Below are 25,099 nucleotides of genomic sequence, written 5' to 3' on the forward strand. Positions count from 1 at the left end.
GGACGTCGTCGAGCCAGGCCAGCACCATCCGCTCGTACGCGATGCCGCCGCGCAGGACGACGTGCTGGAGGGCCGCGCGGGCGTCCCGGGCGGCGCCGCCGTCAGTCCGGGCGGGCGGGTGAGACGGCGACCGGGACCGGGTCGACCGGGCCGGCGGGGTCGAGCGCCGGGCCGGGATGGCCCGGGCCTGCGGCCGACTCACCGGGACCGCGCTCGCCCGCATCGGGCTCCTCCGCCGACGCCCGGCGGCCGGCCCGCCAGGCCGGCAGGTAGAGCGGGGCGGCCACGGCGAGCACCACGGCGCCGACCAGCATGGCGACCGTGATGCTGGTGGCGTCGGCCAGAGCGGTGAGCACCACCGCGCCGAGCGCGCCGGCCGGCTGGGCCATCATCGAGTTCAGCGAGAGCACGCTGGTCCGGTACGGCCCGTCGACCTGCCGGTGCAGCAGCCCCATGTGCAGCGGGTTCGACGCGCCGTGCACGGTGTAGCAGGCGAGGTAGGCGATGAGCACCCCGACCGGCCCGGCGAGCAGGCCCATCCCGACCACGGTGACGCCCTGGAGGACCCGCATGAGCGCGGCGGCGGGCGCGGCGCCGAGCCGGCGCAGCAGCAGCGGGGTCAGCGCGGCGCCGGCCGCGTTGGCCAGCCAGGCCGCCGAGCTGGCCGGGCCGAGCAGCGCGGCGGCCCGGTCGGCGTCGCCGACCACCTCGGCGAGGCGCACCGGCAGCAGCGACTCGAAGGTGATCATGCCGAAGCCCCAGAACAGCTCGACGGCGACCAGCGCGAGCAGCACCCGGTTGCGGCGCAGCAGGCCGACGGCCTGGCCGACCATCCGGGGGGCCTCGGCCACCGAGGCGCGCACCGCGGCGGCGCCCTGGGCCGGCCGGTGTTCCACCAGCAGCACGGTGAGCGCGACCAGCGCGGCCGCCTGGAGGGCGATGGCCACCAGCACCGGCAGGGCCAGCGCGCTGAGCGGCCCGACCGGCCCGAGCGCGACCAGGCCGCCGCCGAGCAGCGCGCCGGCGCCGATGGCGACGCCGATGACGGTGCCGGCCCAGCCGAGCCCGCGCTCGTACTCGGCCTCCGGGTCGACGGCCAGGGTGGCGTCGACGTACCAGGACTCCAGGGGGCCGCTGTCGAGCGCCCGGTAGATCCCCTGCAACGCCCAGACCAGGAAGAACATCCAGAACGAGTCGGCGACCACGAAGAGCACCAGCGAGACCAGGCAGACCACCCAGGCGACGACCAGCACCGGCTTGCGACCGAGCGCGTCGGCGAGACCACCGGTGGGCAGCTCCAGCGCCAGCACGACCAGGCCCTGCGCGGTGGCCACGAGTCCGATCTGGGACAGCGACAGGCCGCGTTCCTGCATGAGCAGGATCATCACCGGGATGAGCAGGCCGGTGGGCAGCCAGCGCAGCCCGTAGAGGGTGAGGTAGCGGAACCGGACCTGGCGTACGGACAGAGTGGTCACCGGAACTCCTTCGGCAGGGGGTAGGCCGCGAGCCACAGCTGCACCTGCTCGGCGCCGGGCTCAGCCGGGTCGGCCTCGTTGCGGTACCGCTCCAGGACCTGCCACAGCTCGGCCTTGAGGGCCTCCAGCCGGGCGGCCGGGATGGCCATGAAGATGTCGCCCATGCCGAAGGCGTCCCGCCAGGCCGGCGACCACTCGTTCTGCGCGGCGAACCACCGCTCCGCGTGCTCGGCCAGGTGACGCACCTGGTCGCCCTGGATCCAGTCGATCGCGGCGCGGGCGTCCGGGTCGTCGTCGAAGTCGCTCGGTTCCCAGTTGGTGACGTCGTGCGCGGCCCGCCAGAACCGCTGCCGACCGGTGCCCCGGTCCGGGTCCTCCACGACCAGCCCCACCTCGGCGAGCTGGCGCAGGTGGTAGCTGGTGGCGCCGGTGTTGGTGTCGAGCAGGTCGGCGAGGGCGGTGGCGGTCGACGGGCCCTTCACCCGCAGCGCGCCGACCAGGCGCATCCGCAGCGGGTGGGCCAGCACCCGCACCTGTCGGTGGTCCAGCCGCACCTCGCGCGGCTCGGGACGCGGCGCTTCGTTCTCCATGCCTTGCACAATATCCGTGCACAGTTTCTATGCACAAGAGTTGTGCACAGAAACTGTGCACAGAGGGATCAGGCCAGCACCTCGGTGACCCCGCGCAGCCGGGTACGCAGCAGGCCGGCCGCCCGGGACGAGTCGAGGCGCACCTCGGCGGGACGGTGCAGGCCGGCCCCGGCGATGGTCGTGGTCTTGAGGCCGGCCGGGTCGAGGCCGTCGTGCCGGGCCACGAGCAGCCCCATCTCGGCGCGGCTGACCGCCTCCGGCCCCGCCACGTTGAGCGGGCCGGCCAGGTCGGTGGGCACCAGTTCCAGCACCGCGGCGGCGAGGTCGGTCACGTGGATCGGGCAGCGGAGCTCGTCGCTGAAGAGGACGGCCCGACCGGCCAGGGCGTCCCGACAGAGCTGGATCTGCTTGCTCCCCTCCCCCACGATCAGCGACGTCCGCACCAGCACCGCCCCCGGATCGAGCGCGCGCACCGCCGTCTCGGCCGCCGCCTTCGCCGCCCCGTACGGGTGCAGCGGCGTGGGCACGTCGTCGTCGGCGTACGGCGTCGGCCGGCCGGCGTGCAGCGCGTCGCTGGACAGGTGCACCAGCCGCGCCCCCACCTCGGCGGCGGCGGACGCGACGTGGGCCGCCCCATCCGCGGTGACCGTCCAGTCGTCGTACCGGTAGGGGGTGGCCACGACGGCGTCGGGGCGTACCTCGGTCAGCAGCGCGCGCACGGCGGCCCGGTCGGTGACGTCGAGCCGGCGCGGCGCGACGCCCGGCACCGCGACGGCGGCCGAGTGGTACGTGCCGACCACCCGGTGCCCGGCCGCGACCGCCTGCCGGCACACCTCGGCACCGAGGAAGCCGCTGGCCCCCACCACGAGCAGGTTCATCCCGTCCTCCAGACGTCGAAAGCCCGCGCCATCATGACGCGGGCCCTTCGTCGAGTCAGGATCAGGTCGGCCACCGGGCGCGCGGCGGGGTGCGGGCGACGCCGCCGAGGCCGACGCGACGTCTCCGGCGGCTGGCTCGTTGGTGCGGTGAGGGTGGACGGAGGCGACGATGGCGGCGGGACGAGGGGCCGGCCTGCTGCGCCCTCCCACGAGTTCGGGTCGTGCCACCTTCCTGGAGCTCTTCTTCGACCTGGCCTTCGTCGTGGCTCTCACCCGGGTCACGCAACGGTTCGTCGACCTGAGCGATGACACCGGCTGGGCGCTCGTCGCGGGGCTCGGCCGCACCCTGCTGCTCTTCCTGGCGCTCTGGCTGATCTGGTCCCACACCGTCTGGATCACCAGTCGCTACGAACCAGAACGGTCGATCATCCAGGCCGTCGTGGTCGGCACCATGTTCGCCGGCCTGGTCATGGCGGTGACGCTGCCACGCGCCCTGGAGGAGCGAGCGCTGCCGTTCGCGGCCGCGTACCTGGTGGTGATGGTGGTGCGACCGCTGGTGGTCGCCGCCGCGCTGCGTGGCCACCCGCGACGTCTGGTGCCGTTCCGGCTTGCCGCATGGGCCGCGGCGAGCGCGCCGCTCTGGCTGGCCGGCGCGTTGGGCCCCGACACACTTCGCCTGCCGCTGTGGGCTGCCGCCCTCGCTGTCGACTACCTCGCCTGGGCCCTGGGCTGGCCGGTGCCGCGGCTCGGAGCCTCGGCGGTGCACCGCTGGCGGATCGCCGGGACGCATCTCGCCGATCGCCACCAACAGATGTTCCTCGTCTCACTCGGCGAGACGATCCTGGTCATCAGCACGGTTTTCGGCGGCACGGACTACTCCTCGGTGCGGGCCGCGGCCTTCGGGGTCGCGTTCGCCACCAGCGCGCTGCTCTGGCGGATCTACTTCCACCGCGCCGGCCTGCTGCTGCCCGAGGCGTTGGGCCGGGCGGGAATGCCCGGCCGGCTGGGCACGGTGTCGGAACGGGCGCACCTGCTGATCGTGCTCGGCGTGCTCGTCACCGCGGTCGGCTACGAGTTGGTGATCGATCATCCGTTCGGGCCGCCGCGGCCCGGTCTGCTCCTGTTCGTGGTCGGCGGCCCGGTGCTGTTCCTCGTCGCCCGTACGCTGCTGGAATACGAGATCTTCGGCCGGGTCTCCGAGTCCCGGGTGATCGGCCTGGTGGCCCTGCTGCTGTTCACGCCGGCGTTGGCCCGCTGGGCACCGATGGTCGGGCTGAGCGTGGTGGCCGGAGTGCTGGCCCTGGTCGCGTTACTCGACGCCCTGCTGAGCCGGGGACGGCCGCTGGAGCCTTCCGCCTCCTCGGTCGCGCGGGAGGAGTCGGCGTCCGGCGATCGCGACTCCGAGGCGTGACCCGGCGGCATGCGGTCAGCGGCCGTTCGCCGGGTCAGCTCACCTTCGCGGCGCGGCCGAGGCGGACGGCCGAGATGAGGAAGAAGACCGCGCCGGGGACGGCGTAGCCGATCGCGTTGGTCAGCGCCGGGTTGTCCGCCGAGGCGGCCGCCACGAACGACCCGCCGGCGAGCAGGGAGAGCCCACCGCTGATGATCATCGGCCACTGGCCGCCCATGCTGCGGCGGGTCACACCCACGATCAGCTGCACAAGCCCGGCGACGATCGCCCAGGCACCCCAGACGCGCAGCATCGCCGGGATGCCGGACGTGCCGGCGACGGCCAGGCCGATCGCGGCGAGCAGGCTGACCACGATGTTCACGTACAGCAGAGCGGGCGACCCGGTGGCGCGCGACGCGCGGGCGTCGACGACGGCGGCGGCCACGTCGAACAGCGGGTAGATCACGAAGAGCGTAACGGCGAGAGGGTCGAGGTCTCCGGCGAGCGCAAACGCCACGCCGGCCCAGACGATGGCGAAGGCGAAGCGGACGAAGTACAGCCGCCGCAGGGCGGACGCCGTCGTCGAGATGCTGGGGGCGGCAACGGTGGTCATGGTCATCCTTTCGATGGCGCCCGGAGGGGGCCCGCGACCGGCAGGGCGGGCGGCCGGAACACCACCAGGTAGAACGAACGTTCTGTCTCGTCGTCAAGATAGCGACCGGGCGACGCCTCGTCAAGACCGAACGTTCTACCCACCTGCCGGTCGGAAGCAGGGACCGAACGTTCTGTTCGTTAGGGTGGGCTCATGGCACGCAGTGACTCCGGCGCCCGCCCGTCCGAGGCGCGGCAGCGGCTTCTCGCCACCGCGACCAGGATTTTCTACGCGGAGGGAATCCACTCGGTCGGTGTCGATCGGATCATCGCCGAGGCGAAGGTGACCCGGGCCACGTTCTACCGGCACTTCCCGGGCAAGGAGGATCTCGTCCTCGCCTATCTGCGGGCGGCCGATCACGCCATCCGTAACCAGGTGGACGGGGCCTTCGCCGCCGACCTGCCGGCGACCGACGCACTCCGGGCCGTCGCGGAGTCGATCGCCCGGGACATCCGGTCCGCCGGCTTCCGCGGCTGCGCCTTCCTGAACGCCGTGGCGGAGTATCCCGACCCGGACCATCCTGTGCACCAGGCCGTCCTCGCGCACCGACAGTGGTTCCTCGACACGATCAACACGGTGCTGGCGAGGATCCAGGAAACCGAGGCCGAGGCGGCCGCGCGGCAGTTCGTCATGCTCCGCGACGGCGCCATGGCGGCCGGCTGCCTCTTCGACCCGGCGCTGATCTCCGAGACCTTCCTCCGCGGTGTCGAGGGACTCATCCGCGCCCACTCCGCACACCGGCCGTCCTGAGCTGCTCGGCTCTCCCGACCACCCCTCGCAGGCGCCGATCATGAGGAGACCGGGACGGCCCCGGCCAACCTCATGATCGACGGCGAGGAGCGGCGGATCAGGTCGGGTCGGCCACCGGGGCGGCCGGGCCGGCGGTGCCGGCGTGCGGGCCGGTCGGCGCCTTCGGCTTGGCGTCGATGCCCGCCTCGGCGCGCTGCTGCGCGGTGATCGGCGTCGGCGCGCCGGTCAGCGGGTCGAAGCCGCCGCGGGTCTTCGGGAAGGCGATGACCTCGCGGATCGAGTCGGCGCCGGCCAGCAGCATGCAGACCCGGTCCCAGCCGAAGGCGATGCCGCCGTGCGGCGGGGCGCCGTACTTGAACGCCTCCAGCAGGAAGCCGAACTTGTCCTGCGCCTCGTCGGCCGTGATGCCGAGCAGGTCGAAGACCCGCTGCTGCACGTCGCCGCGGTGGATACGGATCGAGCCACCGCCGATCTCGTTGCCGTTGCAGACGATGTCGTACGCGTAGGCCAGCGCCCGGTCCGGCGCCTCCTCGAACCGGTCCACCCACTCGGCGTTCGGCGAGGTGAACGGGTGGTGCACGGCGGTCCAGCCGCCCTCGTCGGTCTTCTCGAACATGGGCGCGTCGACCACCCAGCAGAACGCCCAGGCGCTCTCGTCGACGAGCTTGGCCCGCTTGGCGATCTCGATCCGGGCGGCGCCGAGCAGCTCCTGCGCCTCCCGGGTGTCGGTGCCGGCGGCGAAGAAGACGGCGTCGCCCGGCTTCGCGCCGACCGCGTCGGCCAGGCCGGCCAGGTGCGCCTCGGAGAGGTTCTTTGCCACCGGGCCGCGCGGCTCGCCGGTCTCCGCGTCGAGCACCACGTAGGCCAGGCCCCGCGCGCCGCGCGCCTTGGCCCAGTCCTGCCAGCCGTCCAGCTCCTTGCGGGTCTGGCTCGCGCCGCCCGGCATGACCACCGCGCCGACGTAGCCGCCCGCGTCGATCGCGCCGGCGAAGACGCGGAACTCGGTGCCGCGCAGGTAGTCGGTCAGCTCGGTCAGCTCGACGCCGTAGCGCAGGTCCGGCTTGTCGGAGCCGTAGCGGGACATGGCGTCGTGCCAGGTGATCCGCGGGATCGGCCGGGGGATCTCGTAGCCGGCCAGGTCGGACCAGAGCGCCGCGACGATCGCCTCGCCGAGGTCGATCACGTCGTCCTCGGTGACGAAGGACATCTCGATGTCGAGCTGGGTGAACTCCGGCTGCCGGTCGGCGCGGAAGTCCTCGTCCCGGTAGCAGCGGGCGATCTGGTAGTAGCGCTCCATGCCGCCGACCATGAGCAGCTGCTTGAACAGCTGCGGCGACTGCGGCAGCGCGTACCAGCTGCCCGGCTGGAGGCGGACCGGGACCAGGAAGTCGCGGGCGCCCTCCGGGGTGGAGCGGGTCAGCGTCGGGGTCTCGATCTCCAGGAAGTCCCGCTCGTGCAGCACCGTGCGGGCGAGCTGGTTGGCCCGCGAGCGCAGCCGCATGGCCTTCGCCGGGCCGCCGCGGCGCAGGTCGAGGTAGCGGTACTTGAGCCGGATGTCGTCGCCGGCCTCGATCTGGTCGTCGACCGGCAGCGGCAGCGGCGCGGCCTCGGAGAGCACCTCCAGCGCGGTCGCGGTCACCTCGACCTCGCCGGTGGGCAGGTCGGGGTTCTCGTTGCCCTCGGGGCGGCGGGTCACCTCGCCGGTCACCTTGACGCAGAACTCGTTGCGCAGCGCGTGCGCGTCCTCCTCGCGGAAGACCACCTGCACGACGCCCGAGGCGTCGCGCAGGTCGACGAAGATGACACCGCCGTGGTCGCGCCGGCGGGCCACCCACCCGGCGAGCGTCACCGTCGAGCCGGCGTCCGCAGCGCGCAGGCTTCCGGCATTGTGGGTACGGATCACGGCTTGCGTCTCCTCATCTGGTCCACGTCTGCTCCCCGCATTCTGTCAGGACGGACAGGCCGGCTCCCGGGCACCCGCCGGGCCCACCGGTCCGGGGCGCGGCGAACCACGGGCCGGGGCCGGGCCGGGCGGTTACCGTGGCCGGGTGCGTGCCGTACCGAGCTGGGCCGTGGCGACGGCCGCGGCGGCGCCTGTCCTACTGGTGGCGGGCTGGACGGTGGCGGGCGCCCGGCAGCCGCCCGGCTACGACCCGGTCCGGGACACGATCAGCGAGCTGGCCGGGGAGGGCGCGACCGACTCGTGGCTGATGGCGGGCTGCCTGGTGCTGCTGGGCTGCTGCTACCTGGGCACCGCGCTGGTCCTGCACGCGGCCGGGCTGCCCAGCCGGTTCCTGCTCGCGGTCGGCGGGATGGCCACCATCGCGCTCATCGCCTTTCCCCGGCCGCAGGTCGGCGGCTCCCCGGCGCACGGGACGGTGGCCACCGTCGCGGTGCTCGCCCTGTCGCTCTGGCCGGCCGGGTCGGCGCTGCGGCTGCCCCGGGCCGTCCGGCGCGGCGTGGCCGCGTCGCCTGCCGGCACGCCGCCGTGGGCGTTCCGCCGGCCGGTGGCGCTGGCCGCGACCGCGCTGCTGCTGGTCCTCTTCGGCTGGTTCGTCGTCGAGGTGACCGGCGGCTCGCGGACCGGGCTGGCCGAGCGGGTGGCGGCGCTGGCCGTGGCGCTCTGGCCGCTGGCCGCCGTCCTCTCCGCCCGCCGGGCCCACGGCCACTGGTCGGCACGGCGACCGGACCCGCCGGTGACCGACCCCGCCCGGCCGGACGCGCCGGTCACTTGACCCACCCCGCCGGCGGGCCGCGGTGCCGGTGGGGCGCGGTGCCGGTGGGCCGGAGACGCGGAACGGGCCGCCGGTCGCCCGGCGGCCCGCTCGCGTCGGTCGATCAGTAGACGCTGACGCCGTAGCGGCTCAGCACCTCGGTGACCGGCTGGAAGAAGGTGGTGCCGCCGGAGGAGCAGTTGCCGCTGCCGCCGGAGGTGAGGCCCAGCGCGGTGCTGCCGGCGAAGAGCGAGCCGCCGCTGTCACCGGGCTCGGCGCAGACGGTGGTGCGGATCAGGCCGGAGACGCTGCCCTCGGCGTAGTTCACGGTGGCGTTGAGGGCGGTCACCGAGCCGCTGCGCACGCCGGTGGTGCTGCCGGAGCGCCGGACGCTCTGGCCCACGTACGCGTTGCCGGCCGCGGTGATGTCCTGGTAGCTGCCGTTGTAGAGGTAGACGTTGCCCGGCTGCGCGGTGGTCTGGTTGCTGTACCGCACGATGCCGTAGTCGTTGCCGGGGAAGCTGGTGCCGGCGCGGGTGCCGAGCAGGCTGGTCTGGGCGGAGTTGCTGTACCAGCTGGACGAGATGTTGGTGCAGTGCCCGGCGGTGATGAAGTAGTAGGTGCTGCCGGCGCGCACGTTGAAGCCGAGCGAGCAGCGCCCGCCGCCGCCGGCGTAGATCGCCTGGCCGCCGGAGATCCGGGTGCTGAGCACGCCGGTCTCGGCCTCGATCCGGACCGCCCCACCGGTGCGCGCGGCGGCGGCCTTGACCCGCTCCAGCTTGGCGCCGGTGACGGTGCTGTCCACGGAGACGACGACCTGGTTGGTGGCCGGGTCGGTCCACCAGGCGGTGCCGGGGATCTTGGCGGAGCGCTCCAGCTCGTTGGTGGCGGCCGCGAGCTTGTCGGCGCCCCGGGTGACGAGCTTCGGGGTGGCGCCGGCGGCGCGCACCTGGCGGGCGGCCGCGGCGTCGGTCACCGCGACGACCATGGTGCCGCTGCGGTCGGCGTACGCGCCGGCGGCGCGGTCACCGAGCTTCGTGGCGAGGGCGGCGGCGGCGTCGGGCGACGCGGGCGAGGCGGGGGCCGCATGGGCGGGTGCGCCGAGCAGCGAACCGGTGACCAGGGTGCCGGCCACGGCGACGACAACGGCGCGGCGGAGCGTGGACCTCGTGGGTCGCATGTAACAACCTCCGGATGGGGGTGACGGGCACTGTCATGCGGACGCGCCCGGGGACAACCCGGCCGACCTGGGGAAACCGGCCGGGCGACCCAAGTATTCACATATTTAAGATCCTAATCAAGACGTGGCTTTGCCCGAATTCGCAGGCCCGCACGATGTAACCGCGAAGCAACATCATCGACATCGGCTGTCAGAGCCGGCCGGCCGTTCAGTCCCGGCGGCGGGCACCCGGACCGGGGCGCGGCAGCACGTCGCGCGGGTCGGTCAGCTCGTGCCCCTCGGCGCAGCGCAGCGCCACCCGTACCTCGGCGCCGCAGTCGCGGTGGGCCACGGCCAGCGGCGGGCCGTCCGGGTCGGCCAGGTAGCGGTCGCCCCAGCCGAGCACCGCCACCAGCACGGGCCAGAGGTCGAGCCCCTTGTCGGTGAGCCGGTACTCGTGCCGCAGCCGGCTGCCCGGCTCCCGGTACGGCTCCCGGCGCAGCACCCCCTGCTCGACCAGCATGGCCAGCCGGTTGGTGAGCACCTGTCGGGGGATGCCGGTGCGCACCCGCATGTCGTCGAAGCGGCGCACGCCGTTGAAGACCTCGCGGAGCACGACCAGGGTCCACCGCTCGCCGAGGACCTCCATGGCGCGGGCGATCGTGCAGTTCTCCACCGACCAGTCCAGTGCCGCGGGTCTCATGCCGACCAGGCTAGGTCTGATTGACAGACTCAGCAACGCGCTGCGAGGCTGAGTCCATGACACAGACGCAGGAGCGCAGCCGCACCTTCACCTGGTCCGACCCGGTCGCCGGCGCCGCCCACATCGGCCGGCGCGGCGGCCTGGAGCTGCTGCGCGCGATGATCGCCGGGGAGCTGGCCGCGCCGCCGGTCATGCACCTGATCGACATGGCCCGGATGGAGGCCGACGAGGGCCGCGTCGCGGTCGAGCTGGTGCCGCAGGAGTTCCACTACAACCCGCTGGGCACCGTGCACGGCGGCGTCCTCTCCACGCTGCTGGACACCGCCGCCGCCTGCGCCGTGCACACCACCCTGCCGGCCGGCGTCGGCTACACCTCGCTGGACCTGAACGTGAAGTTCCTCCGCCCGGTCACCGTGGCCAGCGGCACCCTGCGCTGCGAGGGCACCGTGCTCCAGCGGGGCCGCCGCACCGCCCTGGCGGAAGCCCGGCTGACCGACGCGCAGAACCGGCTGGTCGCCCACGCCACGTCAAGCTGCCTGCTGTTCCCCCTCGACCAGCCCCCTCGAACCGGGGCCTAGGAGCGGCGCCCCTGGTGTCCGAGGAGCCGGCTGCCTCGCATTTTGAGCCGGTCAGAGCGCAGCGGTCCAGTTGTTGAGGCGGAATTCAGCCCACGCCACCGCGACCTCGACTCCGCCCGGCAGCGATTGGCGACGTAGTGCCGCCCGCCAGGCGTCCTCCAGGCTGGTGCAGAGCCTCGCCCGGATCGTCTCGAGGTTGGGCTCCGCATTGTCGTGCAGGACATGCCGCGGCAGTGAGATCTTGCCCTTGCCGCGAAGGGTGGACTCCCCGACCTCGCGGCAGACCAGGTAGTCCAGGTTGGGATGCCTCGGGTTCCGGCCGGTGTCATCGGCGGGCACCAGCCCGATCGCCCGGAGCGCGTCGGTGAGAGCGATGAGGGGCACGGCTAGACCGTCGTCGGTGTCGGCCGCCTGCCAGGAGAACCACAGGGGCACTCGGCCGTCCCGCTCGGCGAAACGGACCCGCAGCGCTGGCCCCGTCAGCGACTGATAGTTCCCGGCGCGGTCAATCATCCGGGCCAGCTTCTCGTCCCTCGGCTTGCCCACGCTGCCGGTCACGAGCGGCAGGATTTTCGGCAGCAGGTACTGCGGGGCGCTGGTCCGGCCGTCGGTGTCGTCGACGTGCCGGGAGGGAATGACGGCGTCCAGGTCGGCCTCGAACTGCGAAATCCCTCCGACGGGAAGGCGGTTCACTGCCAGTTGGAAGTGAATGAAGGCCAGGTCGTCGAGCGAGATGATCGAGCTGGCCAGCACTCCCAGATCCGGAAATTCTCGCAGGTACGACATGATGGCATTGGTGGAGCCGACGTGTGCGGGACCGACGAACGTGATCGGCAGGCAATACGTCGGCATGATGTCGTCGCAATGCCCCCACTCGGCGGACTGGTCCGCCCTGACCTTGTCCGGTGGCTGCACGAGGCACCAGTTTCCCTGACGGTGACCTGGCCGGGAGTCGGCCACCCAGAACCCGTACCCGCGCTCGTCCGCGTAGCGCGCGAACCGCTCGGCGAGGTCGAGGCGTACATCGGCGCCCGAGTGCCTCAGCGCCATGGAGAACCGCACCGCGATGGCAGCGGGCACCGGCCACTCCCCCTGATCCCGGTCGGCTGGCAACTGGACTGGGGACTGCAGCGACAGCAGCGGTGCGCCCCGATCAGTCGCGGCGGCCGAGATCTCCGCGATCGCCTCGGCGACGGCCCGCCCATGAAAGTTCGACCACTCGTCGATCCGCTCGCCGATCACGATCATGCCCTCGAAGGCGTGCACCGACTCGTAGATGAAGCTGGGGTTGGGTGAGGCAGTGCCCTGGAACAAGCGGGCGTGCGAGGGACCACCCTGGACGCGCAGGGCCACCGGGAGGTCGCTGCCCTGTCGTCGGTCTTCCATCTCGGGCGGCAGCGCGCCGGCGTAGGTGCCGATCACCAGTCCGACGCCATTGGCCGCCGAGGAAAGTGTCTCTCGAGGGACGTCCGCCACGCGCTCTGCCGGCTCGCCCTCGGCCGGGGCATTCTTCCTACCATCCTCGACCCGCTGGCTGAGCAGCTCGCGCAGGTAACCGCCGCGGTCCTCCACGTGGTGCACCTCGAACGTGACCTGCATGAAGGACTGCCGCGCCATTAGATGACCGGCCCGGGCCAGGTCGGCAAGCGCGGCCGGAGAGGCAAGTTCTTCTAGCTCATTCATGATCGGATCCCGACGAGTAGAAGACGGCGTCCGGCGGCACCTCACGCCAGCCGGGCGGCTGGAGCCAACGTGGCGCGGACAGCCTGACGGCCAGGGGACTTCGCTGCTGCCCGGCGGGACGGCCCAACAAGAGCGCGGCGAGCAGCGGCAACCCGGTGGCAACCCCCATGCTCGCCGTCAACAACCAACTCCCGACGCCGGACGCCACCGCAGCGGCAGCGAGGACCGCAGAGCCGATCGACAGGTGGGCCAGCCAGCGGGAGGCCCACCTCAAATGACCGAGGATCGTGTGACGCAGTGGCAGGTCTAGGCGCGTGTACAGGAATCCCGGCACGAGCAGCAGGACGGCAACGACCGCGTCGGCGTTCGCCGGTGGTTCCGCTGAACTGTCGTACGGCCACAGGCTGCGATCCAGGAGACAGCCGACGAGGTAGACGGTGGCTGCCACCACCAAGGCGTACGCCATCACGCTGCCGGGACGTGCTCCAGTGGCGTCTCGCAGCCTCAGGGTGCACACCACGGTGGTGTGCTCGGCCCGCGGGGTACGGGAGGAACTGCGCCGCCAGTATGCATGTGCACGGCTGCTCGCCGGGTCGTTCTCCACCGAGAAATCGGACCCCACCTGCTGTTCCTCGACTTCCCGGGCGACGAGTTCGAGGTCGTCCGCAGTCAGGGCGGCACTGTCCAGGAGGGACTGGTTGTCGCGCTCACTATGGGCCAGGCCGTGGTCCGCCAGATAGAGGCGTGAAAGCTGCCGGCTCTTCCGCAGAGTGGAATCCGGCAGGTCGAGCCCGGCCTGGCTGGCGTCCCACCGCCGAGTTCGCACCAGTTCCGAAAGGCGTCCAAGGGCGCTCTGCAACTCGAGCTCCAGCAGCCGCTTCCTTGCCGGTATGCCGGGGCGAGGTTTCCGCCAGCGCTCCGCGAGCGACCGGAGATCCCGCGTAAGATCCTTGGCCGTCGATTCGTCCGCGTTGGTGACCATCGACATCGCTTCGATGTGGACACCGGGCTCGGTCTCCGCGACCACGTGATAGGAGCGCAGGCTCGCCGGTATGCGGGCCACGTAGCGGACCTGATAGCGCGCCGGACTGGATCGGCGCAACGGGTCAAGGTCGGCCGCCGCCCGCTCGGTGCGGGTGTGCACCGGCGCGTCGTAGCTGAGCAGATGGTCGTCCCTTGTCAGGTCCAGCGCCGCGACCAGAAGGTAGTCGTTGACGGCCACATCCAGCAGGTTTGCGTATGGCACGAGCTGCTGTTCGTAGTCTCGGAGCACCGAGAGGGCCAGAGCCCGGCACCGCTGGTCGTCGTGGTCGTCGTGGGGCTCGCCGCGATCATCGCCCCCGGTCGTCAACGAGCGGCTGCGCTCGGTGAGCAAGGCGATGAGCGCCGCCTGGATCAGCCAGCGTGCCTGGTCCTGGTGGAACAGCAACTGACTCAACGGTGAATCCTGCCGAGTCTCGGGCTGGCTGGAGAGGGTGCCTGCAAGCAGCCGGTACAGGCCGGAGGCAAGCAACCGGGAGGTCTCGTACTGAGTGAGTCGAGGCAGCTTCGTACCGGCAGCGTCCACTACGTCGACCGGGGAGACGCTGAGTCGAGAAATTCGGGTCACCGGCACCCAGATGGTCGGACTGGCGTTCTGCTCTTCCTCCCTGCTGCGGGCGCTACGGCTGCTCAGCCGCTGAAACAGCTGGCTGGCCTCCCGTTGGCCGTGGTTGAGCAGGCTCAGCCGGACGTCCACCTCGGTTGTCCGGCTGGCCAGGCCATGCTCGACCAGCGAAAGCCGCTCGGTGAGGCGACGGATGTGGTTCTGCCGGAGTGCCATGTCGAGGAAGGCGAGACCGACTGCGGCTGCCTCGCGCGACAACGGCGGCGGTGCGCCGGGTACGGGCACCGTGCGGATCGCCTGTTTCAGCGACGTCATGCCGATCAGCCGGGCGGCGGCGGCGCCGGAAGCGCCGTTGGGCTGGCGAGGTCGGGGGACACGAAGCTGTCCCCGCGACGTATTCCTACTGGGCTCTTGCGGCGATGCGGAAATCCTGCTCATCCGTCCTCCTGCACCCGAGTGCGAGCGGCGGCGACCGGTACCCCCGGTGGAGCGCTGCGCGAAGGGGCGATTCGATGGGGCGCGAACGGGAAGCTGCGGAAACAGAGTGACCGGTCAGTCAACCGTACGTGTCGTGTCGGTTAGTAGCGAGAACGTTGCACGCTGGATTCGCCCATGCAATAAATTCCTCATGGCAAGCGAGGGGCGAGTGCCAGGCCAGCGCGGCCGGCCGCCCCGGTCTCCCCAGCCGTCCACCCGCCCCGGTTGGGCCCCGCAACAGGACCGGACAGCCTGGCTGCTACGTGTCAACCGGCTCTACGGCGGCCCCGACAAGTGGACGGCCGCGGTTCGTTTCGCTGAAATGTTCCGGGGCGGCTGTTGGAACGAGGACACCACTGTTTCCCGCATCTCCCGGTGGGAGACAGGGGCGGTGCGAGCTCCGCATCGAGCCGTGCAGCGCTACGAGCAGCTGCTCGACCTACCACCGAACTCACTTGTCGCCGTCACGGACACCGTTTATCGCTACTCGGCGCCCTTCATCACCCCGAAGCCGCGGCTCGGGCGCGGACCGCGGCGACCGGGGCGGGTCGAGCAACTGCTCGATCGGGCGCTCTCCGACGACCTGATGGCTGGAGCCGAGTGGGACCGGTTGACCGCCGACCTGGCAGCCTCGCCACGCGGCGTCATCGCCCCAGCGTCGCTCTGGGACCGCATCGCGGAACGCTTGCTCGCCGAGACCATCATCGCGGACGGCGTGCCCTGGATGCAGCGATACGAAGCGCTGAACCGGCTGCTGGCCCATCCGGTTGGTCAGCAAGCGGCGATCGCCGCTTGCGCCAATCTGGCCGCGGACCGGTCCAACCAGGTCTTCGTGGAACCCGTGAGCGTGCTGGACGCGAGCGCGCATCCCGACGCCGGCAGCCATCTGCTGCGTCAACTGGTCGACCCCACTAACGACCTGGCCCGGTACGGCGCTCTTCTCGGCTGCGTTCGCAAGTTGCGGTACGGGCACTTCACCGCGCCGCAACTGCTTCGCCTGGTGCCCGTGGTCAACACCCTTCTCGAGGACCCTACCGCCCGCGAAGACGCGCGGCCGCTCGCAGTCGAGCTGCTCCGCCGGTTGCCGACGGAACTCGCCGTCCGGTACCGGACGCACCTCCGCCGGGTGGCCGCCGCTGATCGCCTGCTGCGGCACATGTTGGAGGCCGGGCGAGTGGTCGGGCGGGAGACGGCCCAGACGACCGTCGTCCGCATCGTCGGCTCGACCGTTGCCGGCCTGCAGCGGGAGGCGCCCCACTTCCGCGACCAGTTGCTCCCGGTACTGGTGGACGAGATGCTCTTTCATCCCGTGCTCGATGTCCGGCTGTACGCCGCAATGCTGCTCTCGGCGGCTCCGTACCGCCAGCCGCTCGCGGCCGCCCTCACGGCGGAGCTTGCCACCGCTGACCACCGCACGGAGACAGTTCAGGCGATCCTCGAGGCGCTGCGCGTCGTCGGCGGTCAGGAGCAGCGACCACTGGTAGAGCGGCTCATCACCGCCGCCGGAGTACGCCCGACCGTCATGGTGGCAGCGACCCGTGCGATCGGCCACATGGGTGGCCGCAGCCCGGACACATTCTGGCTCCGAGCCATCGCGCACCACGCTGTCGCAGCCCGCATGAGCGCCGGAAATGCGCACAACGTCGCCTTGGCTGCGCTCGTCTACGCGCTCGGGGTGACCCGCAACGAACCCATGCTGCGCAAAGTCACCCGCCAACCCGACGTCCCCGCCGAGTCGCGGGCCGCCGCCTTCTGGTGGCTCAACCTGCCCAGGCGGATCGCGGACAGTGCCGTTCGGTGAACCTCCCGCTGTCACGGGGTGGCGCGGGCGAGGCGGGCGTTGCGGGCCGCGCGCTTCTCCTCGAAGCGGGACGCCTGGGTCTCCAGGGTGTCCAGCTGGGCGGCGATCTGGTCGCGGGCGGCCTCGCCGTCGGCGTCCAGCCCGGTCGCCTCGAACAGGTTCCACTGGCGCAGCACCGGGACCACCACCTCGTCCCGGTGCTGGCGCAGGTCGTAGATGCCGGCCAGGGCGATCGCCACCGACTTGCGGGCGAAGCCCTCGATGCCCACCCCCGGCATCTGGAATTCGGCCAGCACGTCGGCCACGGCCCGCATGGCCTGGCTCGGGGCCAGCTCGAAGGCCGCGCCGAGCAGGTTGCGGTAGAAGACCATGTGCAGGTTCTCGTCGGCGGCCACCCGGGCCAGCAGCGCCTCGCAGGTCGGGTCGCCGGTCGCCCGGCCGGTGTTGCGGTGCGAGATGCGGGTGGCCAACTCCTGGAACGAGACGTACGCCAGCGAGTGCAGCACCTCGTCGTCGTGGGCGTTGACATAGCCCGCCGACATGTGGGTCATCCGGGCCCGCTCCAGGGCCACCGGGTCGACCGCCCGGGTCACCGTGAGGTAGTCGCGGATCGCCGTGCCGTGCCGCCCCTCCTCGGCGGTCCACCGGTGCACCCAGGTCCCCCACGCGCCGTCCCGCCCGAACAGCGTCGCGATCTCGTGGTGGTACGAGGGCAGGTTGTCCTCGGTGAGCAGGTTGACGATCAGCGCGGTCCGGGCCACCTCGGGAAGCGTCGAGTCGCTCTCCACCCAGGGCTCACCGCCGAGCGGGCCGGCGAAGGTCCGCCCCTCGCTCCACGGCACATACTCGTGCGGGAACCACTCCTTGGCCAGCGACAGGTGCCGGTCGAGGTTCTTCTCGACCACGGGTTCGAGTTCGAGGAGCAGGGCGGTCTGGCTGAGCACGGTCACGACGATCTCCCTACGGTGGCGTAACTTACGCCACCGTAGGTCCAATCGTCGTCAGGCGCCAGCGGCGGCCGGCCCGACCAGCGGCTTCAGGTCGGCCCGGGGCGGGGTCCACTCCCCCGCCGCGGCGGCCACCTGCTCGCCCGAGCGGATGTCCTTCACCTCGTCGCCCTCGGCGCCCGGGAACCACACGTACGGGATGCCGCGCCGCTCGGCGTACCGGATCTGCTTGCCGAACTTCGCCGCGCTCGGGGACACCTCGGTCGGGATGCCCCGGGAGCGCAGCGCCTCGGCGACCTTGTTGCTGGCCGGCCGCTCCTCCTCCGTGGTCACCGCGACCAGCACGCAGGTCGGCACGTCCCGGGAGACCGACAGCGCGCCCGCGCCGAAGAGCAGGCCGAGCAGCCGGGTCACCCCGATCGAGATGCCCACGCCGGGGAAGCGGGTGGTGCCGGAGCTGGCCAGGTTGTCGTACCGGCCGCCGGAGCAGACCGAGCCGAACCGCTCGTAGCCGATCATCTGCGTCTCGTAGACCGTGCCGGTGTAGTAGTCCAGGCCGCGGGCGATCCGCAGGTCGGCCACGCAGAGGCCGGGCGAGTGCGCGGCGGCGGTCTCCACCACCGCGGTCAGCTCCGCGATGCCCTCGTCGAGCAGCGGGTCGGTCACCCCGAGGGCGCGCACCGCGTCGGCGAACGAGGCGTCCGGCGCGGAGATCTCGGCCAGCGCCAGGCACGCCTTGGCCTGCGCCTCGCTCGCCCCGGCGGTCTCCGCCAGCAACTCGGCGACCTTCGCCGGGCCGATCTTGTCGAGCTTGTCGACCGCGCGCAGCGCCGCCTCCGGGTCGGTCAGCCCGACGCCCCGGTAGAAGCCCTCGCAGATCTTGCGGTTGTTCACCTGGATCCGCACCGGCGGGATCGGCAGCGAGCGCAGCGCGTCGCCGATCACCAGCGGCATCTCGGCCTCGTAGTGGGCCGGCAGGGTGTCCCGGTCGACGATGTCGATGTCGGCCTGGAGGAACTCCCGGTAGCGCCCCTCCTGCGGGCGCTCGCCCCGCCACACCTTCTGGATCTGGTAGCGGCGGAACGGGAACTGGAGCTTCCCGGCGTTCTCCAGCACGTACCGGGCGAACGGCACGGTCAGGTCGAAGTGCAGGCCGAGGGCGTCGTCGCCGGCCGGACCGTCGGTGTCGGCCTGGAGCCGGCGCAGCACGTAGACCTCCTTCGAGGTCTCCCCCTTGCGCAGCAGCTGGTCGAGGGGCTCGACCGAGCGGGTCTCCAGCGGCGCGAACCCGTACAGCTCGAAGGTGGCGCGGATCCGGTCGAGCACGAACTGCTCGATCATGCGCTGGGCGGGCGTCCACTCCGGGAAGCCGGAGATGGGCGTGGGCTTGCTCATGGCGTACTCCTTGCGTCCCGCGCGGGACCCGCGCGGGGAGGTCGTGGGTGCGGCTACAGGCCGCGGGCGGGCGTTGCCGGGCGCGCGCCGCCGGTGCCCGACACCTCGACGAGGTACGGGTTGGTCGCGCGCTCGCGACCGATGGTGGTCTGTGGGCCGTGGCCGGGCAGGACGACGGTGTCGTCGGCCAGCGGGAGGACCTTCTCCCGGAGGCTGGCCAGCATGCGGGGCATGCTGCCGCCCGGCAGGTCGGTGCGGCCGATCGAGCCGGCGAAGAGCACGTCACCGGAGAGGCAGATCTGCTCGGCCTCCCAGGGCGAGCCGGCGCCGGGCATCCGGAACAGCACCGACCCGCCGGTATGGCCGGGGGCGTGGTCGACGGTGATCTCCAACCCGGCCAGCGACAGGGTCGCGCCGTCGGTCAGCTCCGCCACGTCGTCCGGCTCGGCGTACGGCAGCCGGCCGCCGAAGAGCTGGGTGAGGTCCATCGAGAGCGCCTTGGCCGGGTCGGCCAGCAGCTCCCGGTCCTCCGGGTGGACGTAGGCGGGGATGCCCCGCGCGCCGCAGACCGGGGCCACCGAGAAGGTGTGGTCGAGGTGGCCGTGGGTGAGCAGCACGGCGGCCGGGTGCAGGCGGTGCTCGGCGAGCACGGCGTCGAGCCGGTCGAGCACCCCGATGCCGGGGTCGACCACCACGCACTGCTCCCCCGGCGCGGTCGCCACCACGTAGCAGTTGGTGCCGAAGGCGTCCGCGGGAAAGCCGGCCACGAGCACGTCCGCTCCCCTTCCGTCCGGTCGTCGTCCCTGTCAGCAGCCTAGTCGCACGGGCCACCCGGTTTCGCGGACCACCGGCCCCAGTCGCCCCGCCAGGCACAGTGACAACGCCCGATAAGCCGAGGCCGGACCTCGTACACCACTTTCACAGCCGGTACCCGTACACTCTGGCGGGCGTGTGGCGTGGCGCACCCCCGCAGCAGACGGGTGGCAGCGCCCGGCGCCGGCGAGGACCAGGGTAGAGGAAGGGGAGCACGGGTGGCTTCCAGCAGGGACCGGCAGCGCAAACTGGCGCGGGCCAAGCTCGACCGGCAGCTCGCCCGGCGGGCCGCGGCCGCCAAGCGCCGCCGGCAGATCCAGGCCGGCGTCGGCGCCGCCGTGGTGCTCGCGCTGATCGTGGCCGGGTCGGCCTGGGCGCTCGGCGCCTTCGACTCCGAGCCGAAGAAGCAGGCCGCCGAGGACACCTGCCTCTGGACGCCGCAGGACGCCACCGCCAACACCAACCTCAAGGACGTCAGCACCCCGGCCACCACCGGCCTGCCCACCTCCGGCACGCGCGCCATGACGATCACCACCAACCAGGGCGGCCCGATCACCGCCGACCTGGACCTGGCCGCCGCCCCGTGCGGCGCGGCCAGCATCTCGTTCCTGGCCGGCAAGTCGTTCTACGACAACACCAAGTGCCACGAGATCACCACCGAGGGGGCGCTGCGCTGCGGCGACCCGAGCGGCAGCGGCATCGGCGGCCCGACCTACTCGTTCTACGACGAGAACGTCCCCACCGCGCCGGAGGCCAGCCCGTCCGCCTCGCCCGCGCCCGCGCAGGCCCCGGCGTACCCGAAGGGCACGGTCGCCATGATCGGCAACCCGCCGGGCAGCAACGGCAGCCAGTTCCTGATCTTCTTCAAGGACTTCAACCCGGCCAAGCCGGCGTACACCGTCGTCGGCAAGGTCACCGGCGGCCTCGACGTGGTGGACAAGCTCGGTGCCCTGCCGACCGTGGACAATGGGAGCGGGGCCAAGGTCAAGCCGAAGACGGACGTGGTGATCCAGAGCCTCACCGTCGGCGAGCCGAACGCCGCGCCGGCCGCCACGAGCGCGCCGGCGGCGAGCCCCAGCGCCGGCTGACCCGGCCCCGCCCCACCCTGAGCAGCGGCGAGCACCGCCGTACCCGAGAAGCATGTGAGGAGTGACCGTGACGTCCACGAGAGAGCGGCAGCGCGCGGCGGCGCGGGCCCGCCTCGAGCGGGAGATGGCCGAGCGCGCCGCCAAGGCCCGCAAGCGCCGGCAGACCCAGGCCATCGTCGGCGCCGCGGCCGTGCTGGTGCTCGTGGTCGCCGGCACCGTCTGGCTCGCCACCTCGCTCGGCGGTGACGACGACAAGCAGAACACCGCCACCACCGCGGGCGCCTCGCAGTGCGTGTTCAACGAGATCCCCAAGGACGGGCGGCCGAAGCAGATCAAGGACGTCGGGCTGCCCCAGAACCAGCAGGCCAACAAGGGCACCCAGACGATGACGATCGACACCAACCTGGGCCCGATCACCGCCAAGGTCGACCGGAGCAAGGTGCCGTGCACCGCCGGCAGCTTCACCCACCTGGCCAGCAAGGGCTTCTTCGACAACACCAAGTGCCACCGCCTTGTCACCCAGGGCATCAAGGTGCTCCAGTGCGGCGACCCGAGCGCCACCGGCACGGGCTGGCGGGACACCGACGGCACCGGCGGCCCGAGCTACAGCCTGGGCGAGGAGAACCTGCCCACCGACAAGCGGCCCGCCTACCCGGAGGGCGTCATCGCGATGGCCAACTCCGGCCAGCAGGGCAGCACCGGCAGCCAGTTCTTCATCGTGTACGGCGACTCCCAGCTTGACCCGAACTACACGGTGCTGGGCACCATCACCGGCGGCATGGACCTGGTGAAGCAGGTCGCCGCGGCCGGTGACGACGGCGCCTTCGCCCAGCAGGCCGGTGGCGGTCACCCGAAGAAGGAGATCGTCATCAACAAGCTGAGCATGAGCGACATCCAGGGCGGCTGACCCGCCCGTACGACGCGAAAGCGCCCGCCGGCTGACCGCCGGCGGGCGCTTTTCCGTGTGCTCCGGTGGGCTCAGGCGCCCGAGGTGACCCGGTAGGCGTCGAAGACGCCGTCGACCTTGCGGACCGCGGCCAGCAGGTGCCCCAGGTGCTTCGGGTCGGCCATCTCGAAGCTGAACCGGCTCACCGCCACCCGGTCGCGGGTGGTGGTGACGGTCGCGGAGAGGATGTTGACCCGCTCGTCGGAGAGCACCCGGGTGACGTCGGCCAGCAGCTTGTGCCGGTCGAGGGCCTCCACCTGGATGGCCACCAGGAAGGTCGAGGCGGAGGTGAGCTTCCAGCTCACCTCGACCACCCGCTCGCTCTGCGCGCGCAGGTCCTCGGCGTTGGCGCAGTCGTCCCGGTGCACGCTGACCCCGCCGGAACGGGTGACGAAGCCGAACACCGCGTCCGGCGGCACCGGGGTGCAGCAGCGCGCCAGCTTGATCCAGACGTCGCTGACCCCCCGGACCACCACACCCGGGTCGCTGCTGCTCTGCCGGCTGCGCGGCGGCCGGGTGGCGACGGCGGTCTCGGCGATGTCCTCCGCCGCGCCCTCCTCACCCCCGTAGGCGGCCATCAGCTTCTGCACCACCGACTGGGCGGAGACCTGGCTGTCGCCGACGGCCGCGTAGAGCGAGGCCACGTCGGCCAGGTGCAGGTCCCGGGCGATCGCCATGAGCGCGTCCGAGGTGAGCATCCGCTGCAACGGCATGCCCTGCTTGCGCATCGCCTTGACGATCGAGTCCTTGCCGGCCTCGATCGCCTCCTCGCGCCGCTCCTTGTTGAAGTACTGCCGGATCTTGGTGCGGGCGCGCGGGCTCTTGACGAAGCCGAGCCAGTCCTGCGTCGGGCCGGCCGTGTCGGACTTCGACGTGAAGATCTCGATCACGTCGCCGTTGGACAGCGTCGACTCCAGCGGCACCAGCTTGCCGTTGACCCGCGCGCCGATGCACTTGTGCCCGACCTCGGTGTGCACCGCGTACGCGAAGTCCACCGGCGTCGAACCCGTCGGCAGCGGGATGACGTCACCCTTCGGGGTGAAGACGTACACCTCCTGGCTGGACAGGTCGAATCGCAACGCGTCGAGGAACTCGCTCGGGTCCGCCGCCTCCCGCTGCCAGTCCAGCAGCTGACGCAGCCAGGTCATCTCGTCGATGTGCGCCGGCGGGCCGACCACCGGAACGCCCTTGTGCTCCTTGTACTTCCAGTGCGCGGCGATGCCGAACTCGGCGGTGCGGTGCATCGCGTAGGTGCGGATCTGCATCTCCACCGGCTTGCCCGTGGGCCCGATGACCGTCGTGTGCAACGACTGGTACATGTTGAACTTGGGCATGGCGATGTAGTCCTTGAACCGGCCCGGCACCGGCTGCCAGTTGGCGTGGATGACGCCCAGCGCCGCGTAGCAGTCGCGCACCGTGTCGACCAGGATCCGCACCCCGACCAGGTCGTAGATGTCGTTGAAGTCGCGCCCCCGCACGATCATCTTCTGGTAGATCGAGTAGAGGTGCTTCGGCCGGCCGGTGGTCTCCGCCTTGATCTTGGCGGCCTTGAGGTCGGTGGACACCTTCTGGGTCACCTGGCGCAGCAGCGCCTCGCGCTGCGGCTGGTGCTCGCCGATCAGCCGGTTGATCTCCTCGAACCGCTTCGGGAACAGCGTGCCGAAGGCGAGATCCTCCAGCTCCCACTTGATGGTGTTCATACCGAGGCGGTGGGCCAGCGGGGCGAGGATCTCCAGCGTCTCCTTGGCCTTCTGCTCCTGCTTGGGGCGGGGCAGGAAGGTCAGGGTACGCATGTTGTGCAGCCGGTCGGCCAGCTTGATCACCAGGACCCGCGGGTCCTTGGCCATGGCCACGACCATCTTGCGGATCGTCTCCGCCTTGGCCGCGTCGCCCAGCTTGACCTTGTCGAGCTTGGTGACGCCGTCGACCAGCAGGGCCACCTCGCCGCCGAAGTCGGCGCGCATCTGGTCGAGGGTGTATTCGGTGTCCTCGATCGTGTCGTGCAGCAGCGCCGCGACCAGCGTGGTGGTGTCCATGCCCAGGTTGGCCAGGATGGTCGCCACCGCGAGCGGGTGGGTGATGTAGGGGTCACCGGACTTGCGGTACTGACCCGAGTGCCAGCGCGCGGCCGTGTCGAAGGCGCGCTGGAGCAGCCGGGCGTCGGCCTTGGGGTGGTTCTCGCGGTGGGTGGCGATCAGCGGCTCCAGCACCTCGCTGACCTGCGAGGTCTGCCAGGGCGCGTTGAACCGGGCCAGCCGGGCGCGCACCCGGCGGCCGGTCGGCGCGTTGGAAAGGGCGAAGCCGCCGCCGGACGTGGGGTCCGCCGCGCCGTCGGTCGGGAACGGCACCACGACCGCCCCGCCGTCCGCCTTCCCGTCCGGCCCGGTCAGCGGTGCCGGCGGGTTGCCGCTCCGCTCGGTCACCGAGCCGTCCGCGTCGCCTGTCGGGTGCACCGTGCCCTCCACCGGAGGGACGACATCGTGGGACACCGGCCTCCTCACCGCTCGCCGGGATGCGCCGGCCGTCCGGCCGACGTCCTGTCCAACCGGCCGAGGGGCCGGAGTTGTTCCGCGCCGGTCGCCGGGGGCCTCGCGGCCCCGGCGGCCCCGCACCGCCGGGCGGTCACCCGCCCGGTCAAGCAAAGGGCAATGCTACCCGTACGCAGGGTACGCCGCCGCTCCGCCGGACGGACCGCCCCGGGTCGGCCCGACGGGCCGGTGGCTCAAACGGTCAGCAGGGCATGGACCGGACGCGGGGCGAGCCGCTCGCGCCCCTTGAGGAAGCCCAACTCCATGAGCACCGTGAAGCCGGCCACCGTGCCGCCGGCCCGCTCGACCAGGTCGAGGGTGGCCTCGGCGGTGCCACCGGTGGCGAGCACGTCGTCGAGGACGAGGACCCGGTGGCCGGCCGTGAAGGCGTCCTGGTGCACCTCCAGGGTCGCCTCGCCGTATTCGAGGGCGTAGGAGGCCGAGTGGGTGGCCCGGGGCAGCTTGCCGGCCTTGCGCACCGGCACCACGCCGACCCCGGTGGCGTAGGCGATGGCCGCGGCCAGCACGAACCCGCGCGCCTCGATGCCCACCACCGCGTCGAACGAGTCCCGCCCGTGGTGCGCGATGATCCCGTCGATCACCTCGCGGAAGGCCGTGCCGTCGGCGAAGAGCGGCATCAGGTCCTTGAACATGACCCCGGGCTTCGGGAAGTCCGGCACGTCCAGCACCCGGCTGGCGACCAGTCGGGCGACCTCCGGGCCGCTGTCTCCCCGTACCCCGGTGGTGTGGGTCTCCGTCACGTGCGTCCCATGTCCTCTCGAACGGCGGCGGCGTCCGTCATGCCGCTTTCACAGCATGGCGGACGCCGCCGGGTCGATCTCTACCGGGTGTGCGGTCAGCGGCGCTTCGCGCCACCGGGCCGGTTGCCCCCGCCGCCGGCGGGGCGCCCGCCCCCGGCGCCGCGG

The 25,099-nt window shown here is 72.0% G+C and carries 21 protein-coding genes and 1 pseudogene; 7 read left to right on the forward strand and 15 right to left on the reverse strand.

All coding sequences use genetic code 11. The features are described 5' to 3' along the window. From ABZV78_RS25240 to ABZV78_RS25255, 4 genes and pseudogenes are all read right to left on the reverse strand, one after another. Positions 1 to 178, reverse strand: a pseudogene (locus ABZV78_RS25240) (hypothetical protein); the annotation flags it as partial. After that, a complete protein-coding gene (locus ABZV78_RS25245) occupies positions 102 to 1,475 on the reverse strand; it encodes an MFS transporter (RefSeq protein WP_355642362.1) in 1,374 nt (457 codons plus the stop codon). The gene ABZV78_RS25245 and the pseudogene ABZV78_RS25240, both read right to left, overlap by 77 nt. After that, entirely contained in the window at positions 1,472 to 2,065 is a 594-nt protein-coding gene (locus ABZV78_RS25250) for a helix-turn-helix domain-containing protein (RefSeq protein ID WP_355642364.1), read from the reverse strand. Before ABZV78_RS25250 ends, ABZV78_RS25245 begins: the two co-directional genes overlap by 4 nt. Before the next feature lie 68 nt (positions 2,066 to 2,133). Further along, positions 2,134 to 2,943, reverse strand: coding sequence for a sugar nucleotide-binding protein (locus tag ABZV78_RS25255; protein WP_355642366.1), 810 nt, complete (start codon positions 2,941 to 2,943; stop codon positions 2,134 to 2,136). 169 nt (positions 2,944 to 3,112) lie between these two features. On the opposite strand from ABZV78_RS25255, the gene ABZV78_RS25260 reads away from it, so the two are divergent. After that, positions 3,113 to 4,354: a low temperature requirement protein A gene (locus ABZV78_RS25260; protein WP_355642367.1), complete on the forward strand. Its 1,242-nt coding sequence runs from the start codon at positions 3,113 to 3,115 to the stop codon at positions 4,352 to 4,354. A 34-nt stretch (positions 4,355 to 4,388) separates the two neighbouring features. Here ABZV78_RS25260 and ABZV78_RS25265 read toward each other — a convergent pair whose 3' ends face one another. Beyond that, positions 4,389 to 4,946 carry a hypothetical protein gene (locus tag ABZV78_RS25265; protein ID WP_355642369.1) on the reverse strand — a complete coding sequence of 186 codons (558 nt, stop codon included), beginning with the start codon at positions 4,944 to 4,946 and terminating at the stop codon, positions 4,389 to 4,391. Between the two features lie 192 nt (positions 4,947 to 5,138). On the opposite strand from ABZV78_RS25265, the gene ABZV78_RS25270 reads away from it, so the two are divergent. Continuing rightward, the gene (locus ABZV78_RS25270; protein WP_355642371.1) at positions 5,139 to 5,735 is read left to right on the forward strand and encodes a helix-turn-helix domain-containing protein; all 597 of its coding nucleotides are present in this window, start codon (positions 5,139 to 5,141) and stop codon (positions 5,733 to 5,735) included. Between the two features lie 97 nt (positions 5,736 to 5,832). On the opposite strand, the gene aspS is transcribed toward ABZV78_RS25270, so the two are convergent. Next, the gene (gene aspS, locus ABZV78_RS25275) at positions 5,833 to 7,638 is read right to left on the reverse strand and encodes an aspartate--tRNA ligase (RefSeq protein WP_355642373.1); all 1,806 of its coding nucleotides are present in this window, start codon (positions 7,636 to 7,638) and stop codon (positions 5,833 to 5,835) included. A 145-nt stretch (positions 7,639 to 7,783) separates the two neighbouring features. Here aspS and ABZV78_RS25280 point away from each other — a divergent pair, with 145 nt between their 5' ends. Then, positions 7,784 to 8,470, forward strand: coding sequence for a DUF998 domain-containing protein (locus ABZV78_RS25280; RefSeq protein ID WP_355642374.1), 687 nt, complete (start codon positions 7,784 to 7,786; stop codon positions 8,468 to 8,470). Between the two features lie 103 nt (positions 8,471 to 8,573). On the opposite strand, the gene ABZV78_RS25285 is transcribed toward ABZV78_RS25280, so the two are convergent. Together ABZV78_RS25285 and ABZV78_RS25290 are read right to left on the reverse strand one after the other, a co-directional pair. Beyond that, positions 8,574 to 9,629, reverse strand: a complete 1,056-nt coding sequence (locus ABZV78_RS25285) for a S1 family peptidase (RefSeq protein ID WP_355642376.1) — start codon at positions 9,627 to 9,629, stop codon at positions 8,574 to 8,576. A gap of 208 nt (positions 9,630 to 9,837) precedes the next feature. After that, positions 9,838 to 10,311 carry a helix-turn-helix domain-containing protein gene (locus ABZV78_RS25290; RefSeq protein WP_355642377.1) on the reverse strand — a complete coding sequence of 158 codons (474 nt, stop codon included), beginning with the start codon at positions 10,309 to 10,311 and terminating at the stop codon, positions 9,838 to 9,840. A gap of 56 nt (positions 10,312 to 10,367) precedes the next feature. On the opposite strand from ABZV78_RS25290, the gene ABZV78_RS25295 reads away from it, so the two are divergent. After that, positions 10,368 to 10,889 (forward strand): PaaI family thioesterase, encoded by a 522-nt coding sequence (locus ABZV78_RS25295; RefSeq protein WP_355642379.1) that lies wholly within the window; start codon positions 10,368 to 10,370, stop codon positions 10,887 to 10,889. Between the two features lie 51 nt (positions 10,890 to 10,940). Here the strand turns inward: ABZV78_RS25295 and ABZV78_RS25300 are convergent, their stop codons facing one another. Beyond that, on the reverse strand, positions 10,941 to 12,572 hold the full coding sequence (locus ABZV78_RS25300) for a hypothetical protein (protein ID WP_355642380.1): 1,632 nt from the start codon (positions 12,570 to 12,572) through the stop codon (positions 10,941 to 10,943). Continuing rightward, positions 12,565 to 14,616, reverse strand: coding sequence for a hypothetical protein (locus ABZV78_RS25305; protein ID WP_355642382.1), 2,052 nt, complete (start codon positions 14,614 to 14,616; stop codon positions 12,565 to 12,567). The genes ABZV78_RS25300 and ABZV78_RS25305 overlap by 8 nt, the downstream gene beginning before the upstream one ends. Positions 14,617 to 15,067: 451 nt before the next feature. Here ABZV78_RS25305 and ABZV78_RS25310 point away from each other — a divergent pair, with 451 nt between their 5' ends. Continuing rightward, positions 15,068 to 16,456, forward strand: a complete 1,389-nt coding sequence (locus ABZV78_RS25310; protein ID WP_355642384.1) for a hypothetical protein — start codon at positions 15,068 to 15,070, stop codon at positions 16,454 to 16,456. An 11-nt stretch (positions 16,457 to 16,467) separates the two neighbouring features. On the opposite strand, the gene ABZV78_RS25315 is transcribed toward ABZV78_RS25310, so the two are convergent. From ABZV78_RS25315 to ABZV78_RS25325, 3 genes are read right to left on the reverse strand one after another with little or no spacing between them, the layout of a single operon-like run. Next, positions 16,468 to 17,406, reverse strand: coding sequence for an acyl-ACP desaturase (locus tag ABZV78_RS25315; RefSeq protein WP_355642386.1), 939 nt, complete (start codon positions 17,404 to 17,406; stop codon positions 16,468 to 16,470). Positions 17,407 to 17,457: 51 nt separating this feature from the next. Next, positions 17,458 to 18,798, reverse strand: coding sequence for a histidine--tRNA ligase (hisS, locus tag ABZV78_RS25320; protein WP_355642387.1), 1,341 nt, complete (start codon positions 18,796 to 18,798; stop codon positions 17,458 to 17,460). A 53-nt stretch (positions 18,799 to 18,851) separates the two neighbouring features. After that, on the reverse strand, positions 18,852 to 19,571 hold the full coding sequence (locus tag ABZV78_RS25325) for an MBL fold metallo-hydrolase (RefSeq protein ID WP_355642389.1): 720 nt from the start codon (positions 19,569 to 19,571) through the stop codon (positions 18,852 to 18,854). Positions 19,572 to 19,829: 258 nt separating this feature from the next. Here ABZV78_RS25325 and ABZV78_RS25330 point away from each other — a divergent pair, with 258 nt between their 5' ends. Continuing rightward, entirely contained in the window at positions 19,830 to 20,699 is an 870-nt protein-coding gene (locus ABZV78_RS25330) for a peptidylprolyl isomerase (RefSeq protein WP_355642391.1), read from the forward strand. Positions 20,700 to 20,766: 67 nt separating this feature from the next. Next, positions 20,767 to 21,606, forward strand: a complete 840-nt coding sequence (locus tag ABZV78_RS25335) for a peptidylprolyl isomerase (protein ID WP_355642393.1) — start codon at positions 20,767 to 20,769, stop codon at positions 21,604 to 21,606. 71 nt (positions 21,607 to 21,677) lie between these two features. Here ABZV78_RS25335 and ABZV78_RS25340 read toward each other — a convergent pair whose 3' ends face one another. After that, positions 21,678 to 24,110, reverse strand: coding sequence for a bifunctional (p)ppGpp synthetase/guanosine-3',5'-bis(diphosphate) 3'-pyrophosphohydrolase (locus ABZV78_RS25340; protein WP_355642396.1), 2,433 nt, complete (start codon positions 24,108 to 24,110; stop codon positions 21,678 to 21,680). A gap of 257 nt (positions 24,111 to 24,367) precedes the next feature. Continuing rightward, the gene (locus tag ABZV78_RS25345) at positions 24,368 to 24,934 is read right to left on the reverse strand and encodes an adenine phosphoribosyltransferase (RefSeq protein WP_355642394.1); all 567 of its coding nucleotides are present in this window, start codon (positions 24,932 to 24,934) and stop codon (positions 24,368 to 24,370) included. Positions 24,935 to 25,099: the final 165 nt, after the last annotated feature.

It is taken from the genome of Micromonospora sp. NPDC004540 (assembly GCF_040610095.1).
GTDB lineage: Bacteria > Actinomycetota > Actinomycetes > Mycobacteriales > Micromonosporaceae > Micromonospora.